The following is a 15,114-nucleotide window of genomic DNA, read 5'->3' as shown; positions in this document are numbered from 1 at the left end:
CCCGGTCCCGGTCCGGCGGTCAGCGGGGCCAGTCCGCCAGCCGGCGACGCACCTGCGCGATCTGCGTCGGGTCCAGGCCGTAGCGGGCGAGCCGCCGGTCCGGCAGCCGGTCCAGGTAGCGGCCGGCGGCCCGCACGTCCTCGTCGGCCAGCGCCGGGTCCACCTGCCGGGCCAGCATCAGCAGCTCGTCGACCGGGTACTGCGCCAGCGCGGCGGCGACGTCGATGTAGTCGCGGGCCTCCCGCCGGTTGACCAGGGCGGCGGTCTTGTTGGCGATCAGGTCGCGGACGTCCATCACCGGACCGAGGTCCATCACCACCGGTGAGCGGTAGCGGTCGAGCCGGGCCAGGCTGAGCCGGATCTGCCGGTCGTCCCGGCCGACCACGAAGTCCCGGATGTCCCGGTCGAAGCCCTCGAACAGGTCGCCGAGGTCGCTGTCCGGGTCGGCCGGCGCGACGGTGTACCCGGCGCGTTCCAGCGCGGCGCACACCTCCGCCGCCGCGGCGGCGGCCGCCCCCTCCACGTCGGCGAACAGGTCGACGTCCTCGGTGGGGCGGGTGACCAGGCCGTGCGCCGCCCACGCCACCCCGCCGCCGAGGACGAACCGGTGCGGCCCGGCCGCGGTGAGGGCGACCCGGGCGACCTCCCGGTAGAAGTCGTGCAGGTGGGTCACGCGGTCCGCAGACCCCGGTGCCGGCTCTCCCAGGCCGACCGGACCCCCCGGGGCAGGTTGAGCCGCCGCCACACCCGGCGCAGGGTGCGTCCGTCGATCAGTGCCCGCAGGTCGTCGGCGCGGGTGGTCTCGCGCAGCACGTTCTCGTACAGCCAGAGCAGGTCGTCCGGTTCGGCCAGGTCGAACGTGCGTTCGCTGCTCCACATCAACCGGACCGGCAGCTCCACCACCCCGCCGGTGGGGCCGGTCAGCTCCGCCAGGGTGCGCGCCACCACCACCGGCCGGCCGGGCCGGGCCAGGTGGGTGGTGGTCGCCAGGGTGGCCTGCATGGTGTCAGGGTAACGCCGCCGCGACCTGCGCCGGCACGCGACTTTCCCCGGACCCGCCTGCGCCGGCACGCGCCGGCCCTGCGCGACCGGGGCGCGGACGGTCGGCGCGGGGTATCCTGGTGGGCAGGAGCGTCGGTGTGTCCAGTGTCCCCGGGCCTCACCTGAATTGCCGTCGCGGAGTTCCGTTCGGCTGGAGCCGCGTTGCGCCACGCGCCGAGAGGCGACATGCACACCGGCGCTCCGCCACCGTGATACGGCGTTGCCCCCGACCGGCCCGGTCGGGGGCAACGCCGTATCCGTGCACGGAGATCCCCACCCGGGTCGCATCCTCCGCTCCGCTGGCCTATGTTCAGTAGGTCGGATCATGCCCGGGAGGGAGGTGCGCGGTGGGTCTGCGGACGTTCATCGCGGGCTGGCCGGTCTACCGGCAGCTCACCGGCACCGACCCGCTCGGCCGGGGCGCGGCGGCACAGTCGGACCGTTCCGCCGGGCTGACCGCCCGCACCGGGACCGCCGACCGGGTGGCCCGTTCGGTCTGTCCGTACTGCGCGGTCGGCTGCGGGCAGCGGGTGTACGTCTCCGACGACCGGGTCACCCAGATCGAGGGCGACCCGGACAGCCCGATCTCCCGGGGGCGGCTCTGCCCGAAGGGCTCGGCCAGCAGGAGCCTGGTCACCAGCCCGCTGCGGCAGACCACGGTCCGCTACCGCCGACCGTATTCCACCGAGTGGGAGGATCTCGACCTCGACACCGCGCTGGACATGATCGCCGACCGGGTCCTCGCCGCCCGCGAGCAGACCTGGGAGGACGTCGACAGCGACGGCCGGCCGCTGCACCGCACGCTGGGTATCTCCAGCCTGGGCGGGGCGACGCTGGACAACGAGGAGAACTACCTCATCAAGAAGCTGTTCACGGCGATGGGGGCGCTCCAGATCGAGAACCAGGCCCGCATTTGACACTCCGCCACCGTCCCCGGTCTGGGGGCCAGCTTCGGTCGCGGTGGCGCGACGGACTTCCAACAGGACCTCGCCAACGCTGACGTCATCGTCATCCAGGGGTCGAACATGGCCGAGGCCCATCCGGTGGGCTTCCAGTGGGTCATGGAGGCCAAGCGGCGCGGCGCGAAGGTCTTCCACGTCGATCCCCGGTTCACCCGCACCAGCGCGGTGGCCGACTCGTACCTGCCGATCCGGGCGGGCACCGACATCGCCCTGCTCGGTGGCGTGGTCCACTACATCCTGGACAACGAGCTGGACTTCCGGGAGTACGTGCTGGCGTACACGAACGCGGCGACGATCGTCAGCGAGCAGTTCGCCGACACCGAGGACGGCGACGGCCTGTTCTCCGGCTACGACCCGAACACCGACAGCTACGTGCAGACCAGCTGGCAGTACGCCGGGCACGAGGGGGACTCCGGCAGCGGGCACACCGCCAAGGAACGCGACAGCGCGGCCGGCCTGCGGCACGAGTCGCACGGTGCGGAGGTGGACGGGCGGGTCCAGCGGGACGAGACGCTCCAGCATCCGCGCTGCGTCTACCAGATCCTGCGCCGGCACTTCGCCCGCTACACCCCCGAGATGGTGGAGCGGGTCTGCGGCATCCCTGCGGAGAAGTTCCTGGAACTGGCCCGCGCCTGGACGGAGAACTCGGGCCGGGACCGCACCGGCGCGCTGGTCTACTCGGTGGGCTGGACCCAGCACAGCGTCGGTGTGCAGTACATCCGCACCGGGGCGATCATCCAGTTGCTGCTGGGCAACATGGGCCGGCCGGGCGGCGGCATCCTGGCGTTGCGCGGGCACGCCAGCATCCAGGGCTCCACGGACATCCCGACACTGTTCAACCTGCTGCCCGGTTACCTGCCGATGCCGCACCACGCCGACCACCCGACGTTCGACGAGTGGGTGGACAGCATCCGTCACCCCGGCCAGAAGGGCTTCTGGGGCAACGCGCGAGCGTACGCGGCGAGCCTGCTCAAGGCGTACTGGGGGGACGCGGCGACCCCGGACAACGACTTCTGCTACGACCACCTGCCCCGGATGACCGGCGACCACGGCACCTACCAGCAGGTGCTGAACATGATCGACGGCAAGATCAGGGGATACTTCCTGCTCGGCCAGAACCCGGCGGTCGGCTCGGCGCACGGGCGGGCGCAGCGCCTCGGCATGGCCAACCTGGACTGGCTGGTGGTCCGCGACCTGTTCATGATCGAGAGCGCCACGTTCTGGAAGAACGGCCCCGAGGTGGCCACCGGCGAGATCGTCCCGACCGAGTGCCGCACCGAGGTGTTCTTCCTGCCGGCGGCCTCGCACGTGGAGAAGGAGGGCACCTTCACCCAGACCCAGCGGCTGTTGCAGTGGCGGGAGAAGGCCGTCGAACCGCCGGGCGACGCCCGATCCGAGCTGTGGTTCTTCTACCACCTGGGGCGGCGGCTGCGGGAGAGGTTGGCCGGTTCCCCGCACCGCCGCGACCGTGCCCTGCTCGACCTGGCCTGGGACTACCCCACCCACGGCCCGCACGACGAGCCGAGCGCCGAGGCGGTGCTGCGCGAGATCAACGGCTACGACGTGTCCACCGGCCGCCCGCTGTCCTCGTTCACCGAGGCGAAGGACGACGGCAGCACCGCCGTCGGCTGCTGGATCTACTCCGGCGTCTACGCCGACGGCGTCAACCAGGCCGCCCGCCGCCGGTCCCGGCACGAACAGGACTGGGTGGCCGCGCAGTGGGGCTGGGCGTGGCCGGCGAACCGGCGCATCCTCTACAACCGGGCGTCGGCCGACCCGCAGGGCCGACCGTGGAGCGAGCGCAAGAAGTACGTCTGGTGGGACCCGCAGGCCGGCGAGTGGACCGGCTACGACGTGCCGGACTTCGAGAAGACGAAACCGCCGGGGTACCGCCCGCCGCAGGGGGCGTCCGGGCCGGCGGCGCTGGCCGGCGACGACCCGTTCATCATGCAGGCCGACGGCAAGGGCTGGCTGTACGCGCCGAGCGGGGTGCTCGACGGTCCGCTGCCGACGCACTACGAGCCGGCGGAGTCGCCGATGCGTAACCCGCTCTACGGCCAGCAGGCCAACCCGACCCGCAAGGTGTACGCCCACCCGGTGAACTCGGTGAACCCGAGCCCGCCGCAGGAGCACAGCCAGGTCTTCCCGTACGTGTTCACGGTCAGCCGGCTCACCGAGCACCACACGGCCGGAGCGATGAGCCGCACGGTGCGTCCGCTGGCCGAGCTGCAACCGGAGATGTTCGTGGAGGTGTCCCCGGAGTTGGCCGCCGAGGCGGGCCTGACCCACCTCGGTTGGGCGCACCTGATCAGCGGGCGTGCGGTGATCGAGGCGAAGGTGCTGGTCACCGACCGGCTCACCCCGTTGCGGGTGGACGGTCGGATCATCCACCAGCTCTGGCTGCCGTACCACTTCGGCTACGAGGGCCTGGTCACCGGCGACTCGGCCAACGACCTGTTCGGCATCACCCTGGACCCGAACGTGCTCATCCAGGAGAGCAAGGTCGGCACCTGTGACGTCCGGCCGGGCCGGCGACCGACCGGCCCGGCGTTGCGGGACCTGGTCGAGGACTACCGTCGACGGGCCGGGATCGTGCCCGGCGAACGCCCGCCGACGGTGACGACCCCGGTGCTGCGACCGGCCGGTCGCAGCGACGACGGCCCACGGGAGAAGGGCGCCGACCATGCCTGACGCCAACAGCCTCTACGGCCCGCTCGATCCGGCCCCGGACGCGGGCTGGACGGCTGCCGGGCCCCGGATGGGGTTCTTCACCGACACCAGCGTCTGCATCGGCTGCAAGGCGTGCGAGGTGGCCTGCAAGGAGTGGAACGCCGTCCCCGAGTCCGGCTTCGACCTGCTCGGCATGTCGTACGACAACACCGGCGCGTTGACCGCGAACTCCTGGCGGCACGTGGCCTTCATCGAGCAGCCGGTGCCGGCCGGGCACCGTACGGCGACCTTCGCCGGGAACCCGACCGGCGGCTCGGCGGGCGCCACGTCGGCGGCGGTGGCCGCCGGCACCGGCAGCGCCAGCGGCACGAACCCGGGCGTCCCGCCGGGTGACGCCGACGCCGCCGCCCGGATGGCCGACGCCGGGTCGCCAGTCGCCCCGGACGGCACGGGCACCCGGTTCCTCGGGATGCCGGGGGCCGCACCGCCCGGCCGGGGCACGGGGGCCGAGACCCGCACCGACTTCCGCTGGTTGATGATGTCGGACGTCTGCAAGCACTGCACCCACGCCGCCTGCCTGGACGTCTGCCCCACCGGGTCGCTGTTCCGCACCGAGTTCGGCACCGTCGTGGTGCAGGAGGACATCTGCAACGGCTGCGGCTACTGCATCTCCGCCTGCCCGTACGGGGTGATCGACCAGCGCAGGGGCGACGGCCGGGCGTGGAAGTGCACGCTGTGCTACGACCGGCTCGGCGCGGGCATGACCCCGGCCTGCGCCCAGGCGTGCCCGACCGAGTCCATCCAGTACGGCCCCCTCGACGAGCTGCGGGAGCGGGCCGCGCAGCGGGTCGCCACGCTGCACGAACGGGGTGTGCCGCAGGCCCGGCTCTACGGCCACGACCCGACCGACGGTGTCGGCGGCGACGGCGCGTTCTTCCTCCTCCTCGACGAGCCCGAGGTGTACGGGCTGCCCCCGGACCCGGTGGTCACCACCCGGGACCTGCCGAGGATGTGGCGGCGGGCGGGGCTTGCCGCGCTGGCGATGACGGCGGCGGCCGTCGCCGCGTTCGTCGGGGGGTCGTCGTGACCGCCGGCCGGGTTCCGGTGGGGGAGCGGTTCCGGGGCTTCCGCGCCCGGCTCGCCGCCGACGGTGTGTTCCGGCCGCAGCGTTCCTCGGCGCGGCTCGGCCACGGCCCGAAGGTCGGCGTCGGCCCGATCGACGCTGCGGGCCCGACCGGTGCGGTGGGCGCTGCCGACGCACCGGTCGTCGTACCGCCCCGGGACGTTGCACCGGTGGCGAGGCGGCGGCGTGGCCGGGGTGGGCGCGGCGGCGAGGAGCTGCGCGTCCCGGAGGCGGAGTTCACCTCCTACTACGGCCGGCCGATCCTCAAGGCCCCGGTGTGGCGGTGGGACATCGCCGCGTACCTGTTCACCGGTGGGTTGGCCGCCGGGTCGTCGCTGCTGGCCGCCGGAGGGCAGCTCACCGGCCGGCCGGCGCTGCGCCGGGCGGGTCGGGTCACCGCGTTGGGCGCGGTCACCGCCAGCGCCTACTTCCTGATCCACGACCTCGGGCGGCCGGCGCGCTTCCACCACATGCTGCGGGTGGCGAAACCGACCTCGCCGATGTCGGTGGGCACCTGGATCCTCACCGCGTACGGCCCGGCCGCCGGGTTGGCCGCCGTCGCCGAGGGCGCACCGCTGCTACCGGCACGCGGCGTGTTCGCCCCGGTGCGTCGGCTGCTGCCGCCGGCCGGGCAGGTCGCCGGGTTGGCCGCCGCCGCCGTCGCGCCGGCGCTGGCCACGTACACCGGGGTGCTGTTGGCCGGCACGGCGGTGCCGTCCTGGCACGAGGCGTACCCGGAGCTGCCGACCATCTTCGCGGGCAGCGCCCTGGCCAGCGGCGCCGGTGTCGGGCTGCTGGCCGCGCCCTGCGCCCAGGCCGGCCCGGCCCGGCGGATGGCGGTAGCCGGGGCGGCCCTGGAACTGTGGGGCGCGCACTCGGTGGAGACCCGGCTGGGGCTGCTCAGTGAGCCCTACCGGCTCGGTACGGCGGGTCGGCTGCTGCGCGCCGGTCGCCTGCTCACCGCCGCCGGGGTGGTCGGGGCGCTGGCCGGGCGACGCAGCCGGGTGCTGTCCGCGCTGTCCGGCACGGCGCTGCTGGCCGCGTCGGTGGCCACCCGGTTCGGCATCTTCCACGGCGGGGTGGCCTCGGCACGGGACCCGAGGTACACGGTGCTGCCGCAGCGGGAACGGATCCGTCGCCGCGAGGCCGGGCAGGTCTGACACCTCGCCGCGCCACCGCCACGGCCCTGTGGTTGACTCGGGGGCGGAGGCGTTCAGGCGGCTGGTGCCCCTCCCAGCCTTCAAAGCTGGTGTGGTCCGGGACCCGGGCCAGGCGGGTTCGATTCCCGTCCGTCTCCGCCAAACCGTCCGCGGGGGAGATGACGACGCATGGGTGAGGCGGTCGATCCGCGTCGGCGGGTGCCCCGCACCGACGCGGTGCTGGCCGACCCGGCGCTGGCCGCAGCGGTGGCGACCCTCGGCCGGGCCCGGGTCAAGGCCGCCGTCGCCGACGCCCAGCAGCGGGCCCGGCACGGTGAGATCGGCCCCGAGCAGGTCCGCGACGCCGCCCTCGCCGCGCTGCCCGCCCCGAACTCCCGGGCGGTGCTCAACGCCACCGGGGTGGTGCTGCACACCAACCTCGGTCGGGCCGTGCTGTCCCCGGCCGCCGTCGACGCGCTGGTCGCCGCCGCCGGCAGCACCGACGTGGAGCTGGACCTGGGCACCGGCCGGCGCGCCCGCCGTGGCCGGGAGGCGCTGGCCGCGCTGGCCGCCGCGGTGCCCGACGCCGCCGCCGTGCACGTGGTCAACAACGGGGCGGCGGCCCTGGTGCTCGCCGCGACCGCGCTGGCCGCCGGCCGGGAGATCGTGGTCAGCCGGGGTGAGCTGGTGGAGATCGGCGACGGGTTCCGCCTGCCCGACCTGCTGGCCAGCACCGGCGCCCGGCTGCGCGAGGTCGGCACCACCAACCGCACCACCCGCGACGACTACGCCCGGGCGCTCGGCCCGGACACCGGTTTCGTGCTGAAGGTGCACCCGTCCAACTTCGTCGTCACCGGCTTCACCTCCGCCGTCGGCGTCGACGACCTGGCCACCCTCGGCGTGCCGGTGGTCGCCGACATCGGCTCCGGCCTGCTCACCGCCGACCCGCTGCTGCCGGCCGAGCCGGACGCGGCGAGCACCCTGCGGGCCGGAGCCCACCTGGTCACCGCCAGCGGCGACAAGCTCCTCGGCGGCCCGCAGGCCGGGTTGCTGCTCGGCGACGCCGACCTGGTCGACCGGTTGCGTCGGCATCCGCTGGCGCGGGCGCTGCGGGTCGACAAGCTGACCCTCGCCGCGTTGGCGGCCACCCTGCACGGGCCGAGCACCCCGACCCGCGACGCCCTGCACGCCGACCCGGCCGTGCTGCGGGACCGCTGCGAACGGTTGCGCGACGCCCTCGGTGCCGAGGGGCGCAAGGCCGAGGTGGTGCCCAGCGTCGCCGTGGTCGGCGGGGGCGGTGCCCCGGGCGTCGAGCTGGACTCCTGGGCACTGGCCCTGCCCGAACGGTACGCCGCCGCCCTCCGGGAGGGCGACCCGCCGGTGCTCGGCCGGGTGGTCCGGGGCCGGCTGCTGCTGGACCTGCGCTGCGTGTCCGCCGACGCCGACGACACGCTGCGCGACGCGGTGCTGCGGACGGTCGACTGAGATGCACGTCGTCGCCACCGCCGGGCACGTCGACCACGGCAAGTCCACCCTGGTCCGGGCGTTGACCGGGATGGAACCGGACCGGTGGGCCGAGGAACGCCGCCGGGGGATGACCATCGACCTCGGCTTCGCCTGGACCGCCCTGCCCGGCGGCGACCAGGTCGCCTTCGTCGACGTGCCGGGGCACGAACGGTTCGTGCCGAACATGCTCGCCGGGGTGGGGCCGGTGCCGGCCGCCCTGGTGGTGGTCGCCGCCGACGAGGGGTGGATGCCGCAGTCGGCCGAACACCTGGCCGCCCTGCACGCCCTCGGGGTGTCCCACGGGCTGCTGGTGGTGACCCGGGCGGACCTGGCCGATCCGGGGCCGGCGACGGCACAGGCCCACGCGCGGCTCGCGGCGACGTCGCTCGGCGCGGTGGAGTCGGTGGCGGTCAGCGCGGTCACCGGCGTCGGCCTGCCGGAGCTGCGCGCCGCCCTGGACCGGCTGGTCGCCCGGCTGCCCGCGCCGGACACGGACCGGCCGGTGCGGCTGTGGATCGACAGGGCGTTCACCATCCGGGGCAGCGGCACCGTCGTCACCGGCACCCTCGGCGGAGGTGAACTGCGCGTCGGCGACCGGTTGACGCTCGCCACCACCGGCGAACCGGTCCGGGTGCGGGGCCTGCACCGGCTCGGGACGCCCGCGTCCCGGGTCGCCGCGGTCGCCCGGGTGGCGGTCAACCTGCGCGGGGTGCCCCGGGAGCGGCTCGGGCGCGGCGACGCGCTGCTCACCCCCGACCGGTTCCACCGGACCGACCTGGTCGACGTGCGGCTGGCCGGTGATCCGGCAGGTGACCTGCCGGCGACGCTGACCCTGCACGTCGGGTCGGCGGCCGTTGCCGTCCGGGTCCGGCCGTTGGGCGGCGACACCGTACGGTTGCGGCTGGCCCGGCCGCTGCCGCTGCTGACCGGGGACCGGGCGTTGCTGCGTGACCCGGGTCGGCACCACGTCTGCGGCGGGGTGACGGTGCTGGACGTGGCTCCGCCGCCGCTGTCCCGCCGGGGTGCCGCCGCCGCCCGCGCCGCCGTCCTGGCCGACCTGGACGGGCGTCCCGACCTGGCCGGGGAGCTGCGCCGCCGCCGGCTCGTGCGGGCCGCCGAGCTGACCCGGATGGGCGTCACCGGCGACGCGACCCCGGTCGTCGGGGACTGGCTGGCCGACCCGGCGCACTGGCGGTGGCTCAGGGAGCGGCTGGTCGAGGAGGTGGCCGCCTGGGCGGCCGCGCACCCGCTGGAGCCCGACGCCCCGACCGAGGCGGTGCGGCAGCGTCTCGGCCTGCCCGACCGGGCCCTGGTGGAGGCGCTGGTCCGGCCGCCGTTGACGCTGCGGGCCGGCCGGATCGGCACCGGCGTCCCCGGGCTGCCCGAGCCGGTGGCCCGCGCGATCGACCGGGTCCGGGGCGAGTACGCCGCCCATCCGTTCCGCGCGCCGGAGGCCGACCGGCTCACCGCGCTGGGTCTGGGCCCCCGGGAGGTGGGCGCCGCCGTACGGGCCGGCGCGCTGCTGCGGCTGGCGGAGAACGTGGTGCTGCTGCCCGACGCCGCCGACGACGCGGTACGGGTGCTCGCCCGGCTGCCGCAGCCGTTCACGCTCAGCGCCGCCCGGCAGGCCCTGGACACCACCCGTCGGGTGGCGGTGCCGCTGCTGGAGCTGCTGGACCGGCGTGGGGTGACCCGACGGCTGCCCGACGACGCCCGGATGGTCGTCGGCTGCGGTTGACCGGCAGGTGTTTCCGGTTCGCGGTGCCGGCGAACAGCCCTCGGCCCGGTCCGGGGTCGCCTACCGTGACGCCATGGACCCTTCGGCGGTCTGGCGGGACCGGAACCATCGCTGGCGGATCGAGGCGTACCGGGTGCCGGACCTGCGGTTCGCCATCTTCGCCACCAACGGCCCCACCGAGTCGGCCCCGCTGTGGTTGTTCGGCATGGCGGCGCTGGCCCGCTGGTTGATGACCCACGCTATCTCCCTGGACGACCTGGAGACGGTCTGACCGGGAGCGTCGCCCGGACGGGGGAATCCGCCCGGAACGTCGGCCTGCGCGCCGGGGACGCGCTTACGGTGCGGGGCGTGAAGGACCGAGGAATACGGACGTTTCTGGCGGTGCTCGCCGGCCTCGCGGTGTTCTACTTCGGGGTGACCGGGCACCGTTCCACCGAGGACGGTGGCGGGGTCTCCGGCGGTGTGGTGCTGCTGGCCCTGCTGGCGGCCCTGCTGGTGTGGTACCTGACCAGGCCGGCGGGCAACAAGCCGGTCGACTGACCGACCGTCCCCCTAGCGGGCGGCGGTGCGGGTCACCTCGCCCGCCGACTCCTCACCGAGGGCCACCCGCACCAGCGCCGACGCGAGCCGGCCGAAGTCCGGCGCGGCGACCAGCCCGGCCAGCCCGTGCGGATCGGCCGGGAGGCCGAGGCGTTTCGCCCCGGCCAGGGTGCGCCGGTCGGCGTACGGGCGGACGTCCGGCCAGACCGTCTGCACCTCCCGCAGGAAGATGTCCGCCCCGGTCGGGCCGATCCCGGGGAACTCGGTCAGCCGTCGCCGCAGCGCCGCCGGTTCGCCCTCGGTCTCCCGGTGCATCCGCCGCAGGTCACCGTGCCAGCGGTCCAGGCACAGCCGGGCACCGGTGCCCAACATGGTCGCGGTCCGCTCGTCGTAGCGGCGGTAGTGGCCGCGTCCCAGCGCGTCGACCCGGTCCTGCCAGCCCGACGCCTCCATCGCCTGCGGGGTACGCCAGCCGGCGGCGAACAGTTCGCGGGCGGCGGCCACCGCCACCTGGGCCCGGATCCGGGTGCTCAGCAACGTGGTCAGCACCAGCAGTTGGTAGAGCGGACCGGGCCGGTCGGCCAGCGTGATGCCGGCGTCCTCGGCGTAGGTGCTGCCCTGGCGGGCCAGCAGCGTCCGGGCCACCCGTCGGTCGTCTCCCATCACCCGGTACTACCCGTCCTGGCGCCGCTCAGCCCTGCTCGGGCGCGGCGGTCCGCATGCGCACCGTGCTGGCGGGTAACCCGACGACGGGCGCGGAGCAGCCGTGCCCGTCCACCCGGAAGGAGACACCCGTGACGAACGTGCAGCAGCCCGAGATGCGCCGCAACGGGAAGAACCCGACCGTGCAGGACAGCAAGGGGCCCGGCGCGACCGGTCACCCGGCCAACCCCGGCAGCTCGGCGGGGGACCGGGGCCGCCCGACACCCCGCGGCCAGGCGTCCCCGTACGGTCCGGGCGCGTCGACCGCCGACGACGACAGCGACCGCCGCTGACCGCGCCGCCGCATGACCGCCGGGCGGCGTGAGCGACGGCCGGGCCGACGCCCCTGTGGGGAGCGTCGGCCCGGCCGCTCACTTCGGGTCGCCGGGTCCGCGTTCGCCCTTGGGGCCGTAGGCCCGCTCACCCCGGACCATGCCGCGCTGGCCCCGGTCCTCCTGGAGGATCCGGTTGGCGACCTGGTTGGCCTCCTGGTCCGACGCGCGTCCCGACTGTTCGATCAGGTCGCGCAGCCGCGCCCGTTCCTTGTCGTACGCGTTGCTTCCCGGCCGTGGTCCTGGCATGTCGCCTCCTCGGTGGTCCGCCTGCGGTACCCGCGCCGACTACCCGTCCCCGGCCCGGCCAACCGCCCCCCGCCGGGTGCCGGAGGGTGGCCTACCGGTCGGTCGCCGGCTCCCGTACCACCGCCACCGGGCAGACGCTGCGGTGCAGCACCCCGTGGCCGACCGAGCCGAGCAGCAGCCCGGCCAGTTCGCCGTGGCCCCGGCCGCCGACCACGACCAGTTGGGCCCGGCGGGACGCCTCGGTGAGGGCGGCGACCGGGCGGGCGCGTACGGGCTCCCGGTCGACCGGCAGGTCGGGGTGGCGGTCGGCGAGCCCGGCGAGGCTTGCGGCGAGCACGTCGTCCTCCTCGTCGCGCAGCCGGGCCTCGTCGTACACCAGGGGTTGGAAGTCACCGGGGCCGGCGGAGGCCGGATGGGTGTAGGCGTGCACGGCCCGCAACCGGACCCCACGCCCGGCGGCCTGCGCGGCGGCGAAGTCCACCGCGGCGCGGGAGGCCGCCGACCCGTCGACCCCGACCACCACCGGGCCGTCGTCGGTCGGGGTGCCCCGGGCGACCAGCACCGGGCAGTCGGCGTGGGTGCTGACCTGGATCGCCACCGAGCCGACCACCAGGGCGCCGAAACCACCGAGACCCCGGTCGCCGAGCACGATCATCGCCGCGGCGGGGGAGGTGCCGAGCAGCACCGCCGACGCCTCACCGTCGATGATCTCCCCGGTGACCCGGAGGCCGGGGCTGACCGCGCGGGCCTGCGCCACCGCCGCCTCGACCAGGTCCTGGGCGGTGCGGCGCAGCCCGCCGCCGGGCGGGTCGGCGGCGACCGGGTCGACCGGGGTGTGCAGCAGCGGCCAGATGAAGCCGTGCACCACCCGCAGCGGTCGGCGCTGGCGGGCCGCCTCGGTCGCGGCCAGCCGGACGGCGCGCAGTGCCGGCTCGGAGCCGTCCACGCCCACCACGATCGCCGCGTCGTCCGTCGAGTCCACCGTGCGCACCTCCTGCCCGGGTCAGTATCGCGGCTGGTGGGGGCCGGCGGGCCGATACCGCCGCCGGTTCCTCCCGGGTCGCCCGGTGCCCCGGGTGGGGGTGGACCGGCCGCTCCGTATGATGCTTGCTCTGTAGCAAGAATCTCGGAGGACAAAACCATGCCGGACGCGCTCGCAGCGATGTCGCGCGCGCTACGTGAGGCCCCGCCCGACCAGGTGGTGGAGGCCGCCGATCGGGCGCTGCGGTCGGAGTTGGCCGCGGTGCGGGTCGACGCGTTCCTGGCCGACTACCGGATCAGCGGGTTGTGGTCGGTGCTCGATCCGGAGGCGTCCGCCGGGTCGCTCACCGGCCGGAGCGCCGCCCAACGCTGTTTCTCAAGCCAGCAACCGGTGCGCGAGCCGTCCGACGGCGGATGCTGTCGGGTCTGGGTGCCGCTGACCACCCGGGGGGAGCGGCTGGGGGTGTTCCTGGTCGAGCTGGCCGTCAGCCCGGACGATCCGACGGTGGAGCTGATCGTCGACCTGGGCGTCGACCTGGCGACCACGTTGCGGGCGGCCGACCGGGAGACCGACAGGTACCGGCGGACACGGCGTCGGGAGCGACTGAGCATGGCCGCGGAGATGCAGTGGGACCTGCTACCGGGGCGCAGCGTCACGCACGAGGCGTTCCTGCTGGCCGGGCAGCTCGAACCGGCGTACTCGGTGGGCGGTGACCACTTCGACTGGTCGGTCGACCCGGGGCGGCTCACCCTCACCGTCCTCAACGGCGCCGGCACGGGCCTGTCGGCGGCGATGCTCACCGCGCTCACCGTGAACGCCATCCGCAACGCGCGCCGCTCGGGCGGCGGGCTGGTGGAGCAGGCCGAGTTGGCCTCGGACACGCTGTTCTACCAGCACCGGGGGCAGCGGCACGTGGCGACGCTGCTGTTGTCGGTGGACACCGCCACCGGCCGGGCGCGAGCGGTGGACGCCGGTTCGCCGCGGGTGCTGCGGCTGCGGGGGACCACTGTCGAGCGGATCGCCCTGGAGCAGCAGTTGCCGTTGGGCATGTTCGCCGAGACCCGCTACACGGTGCAGGAGTTCGACGTACTGCCCGGTGACCGGCTCTTCGTGGTCAGCGACGGCGTGTACGACGCGCAGCCGGGCGGTCAGGAGGCCTACGGTGAGCGGGCGATGGCCCGGTCGATGCGGTCGACTCGGCTGCAACCGGCGACGGAGGCGGTTGGTACGGTGATGCGCGAGCTGTTCGCCTATCATGCCGACACTGATCTACGTGACGACGCCGTTGTCGTGTGCCTGGACTGGTGCGGGCCGGGCGGGCGGCGCGAACGGTGATCGGCCGTCAGCGACTTACGACAGCGGACAATCGCAGGGGACAGCGGGTGGAGCGACCTCCGGATCTTGCTGCGGCGATCGATGCCGCGGCTGAGGCGCTCGTCGGCGTGCTCGATTCCGCCACCTCCCGTCACCAGGTGGCGGTCCCGCCGACCCAGCTGCGGGTGCTGGCGCTGATCCGGGACCGGCCGGAGACGAACGTCAACGGGCTGGCCGAGCTGCTCGACGTGGTGCCCTCGTCGGCCAGCCGGCTCTGTGACCGGCTGGAGGCGACCGGGTTGCTGCGTCGGACCCCGGACCCCCGGGACCGGCGGGAGGTGCGGTTGGTGCTCACCGCTGCGGCGGTGAGCCTGCTGACCGAGCTGCGGGAGCGTCGGCACCGGGCGGTGCAGGCGGTGCTGGACCGGATGCCACCGCGGGTCCAGCACGAGCTGCTGCTGGCGCTGTTGGCGTTCGGGCAGGCGGCGGCTGCGGGCACGCCCACCGCCCAGCCCGACACCCCCGCCCGCACCGCGTGAACCGTTCCCCCATCGTCCACTAGTGTCCTAGGATGCCTTAGCGGTGGTGACGCACCACACACACCGCCGGACCACCCCGAGGAACGCGCGCCCCGCCGGGGCAGCCGTCCGCGCCCGATATAGTGGCTGCCGGTCCGGGGTGCCGAGCGCCCCGGACCACACCAGGGGGAGGTCCCGGCCCGGGATCACCGAGACACCGGCGAGCGCCGGTCCGGTAAGCGCACGGCTGACCGTGGTGCCCACCCGGGCACCCGGACCGTGCTGCGGGGGGAGGTTC

At 74.9% G+C, this 15,114-nt stretch carries 15 protein-coding genes and 1 tRNA gene; 11 read left to right on the top strand and 5 right to left on the bottom strand.

Translation table 11 applies throughout. From position 1 onward, the window contains the following. Positions 1–19: 19 nt before the first annotated feature. Together ACN268_RS06040 and ACN268_RS06035 are read right to left on the bottom strand one after the other, a co-directional pair. Entirely contained in the window at positions 20–673 is a 654-nt protein-coding gene (locus tag ACN268_RS06040) for a nucleotidyl transferase AbiEii/AbiGii toxin family protein (protein WP_421482148.1), read from the bottom strand. Beyond that, positions 670–1,002: a hypothetical protein gene (locus ACN268_RS06035; RefSeq protein WP_421482147.1), complete on the bottom strand. Its 333-nt coding sequence runs from the start codon at positions 1,000–1,002 to the stop codon at positions 670–672. The genes ACN268_RS06040 and ACN268_RS06035 overlap by 4 nt, the downstream gene beginning before the upstream one ends. A gap of 386 nt (positions 1,003–1,388) precedes the next feature. Here ACN268_RS06035 and fdh point away from each other — a divergent pair, with 386 nt between their 5' ends. The 8 genes from fdh to ACN268_RS05995 all read left to right on the top strand — a co-directional run bounded on the left by fdh (position 1,389) and on the right by ACN268_RS05995 (position 10,719). Further along, the gene (gene fdh, locus ACN268_RS06030; RefSeq protein ID WP_421482146.1) at positions 1,389–4,694 is read left to right on the top strand and encodes a formate dehydrogenase; all 3,306 of its coding nucleotides are present in this window, start codon (positions 1,389–1,391) and stop codon (positions 4,692–4,694) included. Then, positions 4,687–5,760: a 4Fe-4S dicluster domain-containing protein gene (locus ACN268_RS06025; protein ID WP_421482145.1), complete on the top strand. Its 1,074-nt coding sequence runs from the start codon at positions 4,687–4,689 to the stop codon at positions 5,758–5,760. The genes fdh and ACN268_RS06025 overlap by 8 nt, the downstream gene beginning before the upstream one ends. Continuing rightward, positions 5,757–6,956, top strand: coding sequence for an NrfD/PsrC family molybdoenzyme membrane anchor subunit (nrfD, locus tag ACN268_RS06020; protein WP_421482144.1), 1,200 nt, complete (start codon positions 5,757–5,759; stop codon positions 6,954–6,956). The genes ACN268_RS06025 and nrfD overlap by 4 nt, the downstream gene beginning before the upstream one ends. A 45-nt stretch (positions 6,957–7,001) precedes the next feature. Then, positions 7,002–7,097, top strand: a tRNA-Sec gene (locus tag ACN268_RS06015). A 27-nt stretch (positions 7,098–7,124) separates the two neighbouring features. Beyond that, the gene (selA, locus tag ACN268_RS06010; protein ID WP_421482143.1) at positions 7,125–8,420 is read left to right on the top strand and encodes an L-seryl-tRNA(Sec) selenium transferase; all 1,296 of its coding nucleotides are present in this window, start codon (positions 7,125–7,127) and stop codon (positions 8,418–8,420) included. 1 nt (position 8,421) lies between these two features. Next, on the top strand, positions 8,422–10,179 hold the full coding sequence (selB, locus tag ACN268_RS06005) for a selenocysteine-specific translation elongation factor (protein WP_421482142.1): 1,758 nt from the start codon (positions 8,422–8,424) through the stop codon (positions 10,177–10,179). A 73-nt stretch (positions 10,180–10,252) separates the two neighbouring features. After that, positions 10,253–10,450 (top strand): hypothetical protein, encoded by a 198-nt coding sequence (locus ACN268_RS06000; protein WP_421482141.1) that lies wholly within the window; start codon positions 10,253–10,255, stop codon positions 10,448–10,450. A 104-nt stretch (positions 10,451–10,554) separates the two neighbouring features. Next, positions 10,555–10,719, top strand: coding sequence for an amidophosphoribosyltransferase (locus ACN268_RS05995; protein WP_421486820.1), 165 nt, complete (start codon positions 10,555–10,557; stop codon positions 10,717–10,719). Positions 10,720–10,731: 12 nt separating this feature from the next. Here the strand turns inward: ACN268_RS05995 and ACN268_RS05990 are convergent, their stop codons facing one another. Beyond that, positions 10,732–11,382: a hypothetical protein gene (locus tag ACN268_RS05990; protein ID WP_421482140.1), complete on the bottom strand. Its 651-nt coding sequence runs from the start codon at positions 11,380–11,382 to the stop codon at positions 10,732–10,734. 131 nt (positions 11,383–11,513) lie between these two features. On the opposite strand from ACN268_RS05990, the gene ACN268_RS05985 reads away from it, so the two are divergent. Then, positions 11,514–11,714 (top strand): hypothetical protein, encoded by a 201-nt coding sequence (locus tag ACN268_RS05985; protein WP_421482138.1) that lies wholly within the window; start codon positions 11,514–11,516, stop codon positions 11,712–11,714. Between the two features lie 78 nt (positions 11,715–11,792). Here ACN268_RS05985 and ACN268_RS05980 read toward each other — a convergent pair whose 3' ends face one another. Both ACN268_RS05980 and ACN268_RS05975 read right to left on the bottom strand, forming a co-directional pair. Beyond that, complete coding sequence (locus ACN268_RS05980; RefSeq protein ID WP_145919976.1) at positions 11,793–12,002, bottom strand: phosphatidylethanolamine-binding protein; 210 nt, start codon at positions 12,000–12,002, stop codon at positions 11,793–11,795. Positions 12,003–12,093: 91 nt separating this feature from the next. After that, positions 12,094–12,984 carry a universal stress protein gene (locus tag ACN268_RS05975; protein WP_421482137.1) on the bottom strand — a complete coding sequence of 297 codons (891 nt, stop codon included), beginning with the start codon at positions 12,982–12,984 and terminating at the stop codon, positions 12,094–12,096. 159 nt (positions 12,985–13,143) lie between these two features. Between ACN268_RS05975 and ACN268_RS05970 the strand changes: the two genes are divergently transcribed. Both ACN268_RS05970 and ACN268_RS05965 read left to right on the top strand, forming a co-directional pair. Continuing rightward, on the top strand, positions 13,144–14,319 hold the full coding sequence (locus tag ACN268_RS05970; protein ID WP_421482136.1) for a PP2C family protein-serine/threonine phosphatase: 1,176 nt from the start codon (positions 13,144–13,146) through the stop codon (positions 14,317–14,319). Positions 14,320–14,366: 47 nt separating this feature from the next. Then, on the top strand, positions 14,367–14,837 hold the full coding sequence (locus ACN268_RS05965) for a MarR family transcriptional regulator (RefSeq protein WP_421482135.1): 471 nt from the start codon (positions 14,367–14,369) through the stop codon (positions 14,835–14,837). Positions 14,838–15,114: the final 277 nt, after the last annotated feature.

Source organism: Micromonospora sp. WMMD735 (assembly GCF_049178995.1).
Lineage (GTDB): Bacteria > Actinomycetota > Actinomycetes > Mycobacteriales > Micromonosporaceae > Micromonospora > Micromonospora wenchangensis.
The sequence above is the reverse complement of the archived record's forward strand: the minus strand, read 5'-3'. Positions and strand labels throughout refer to the sequence as shown.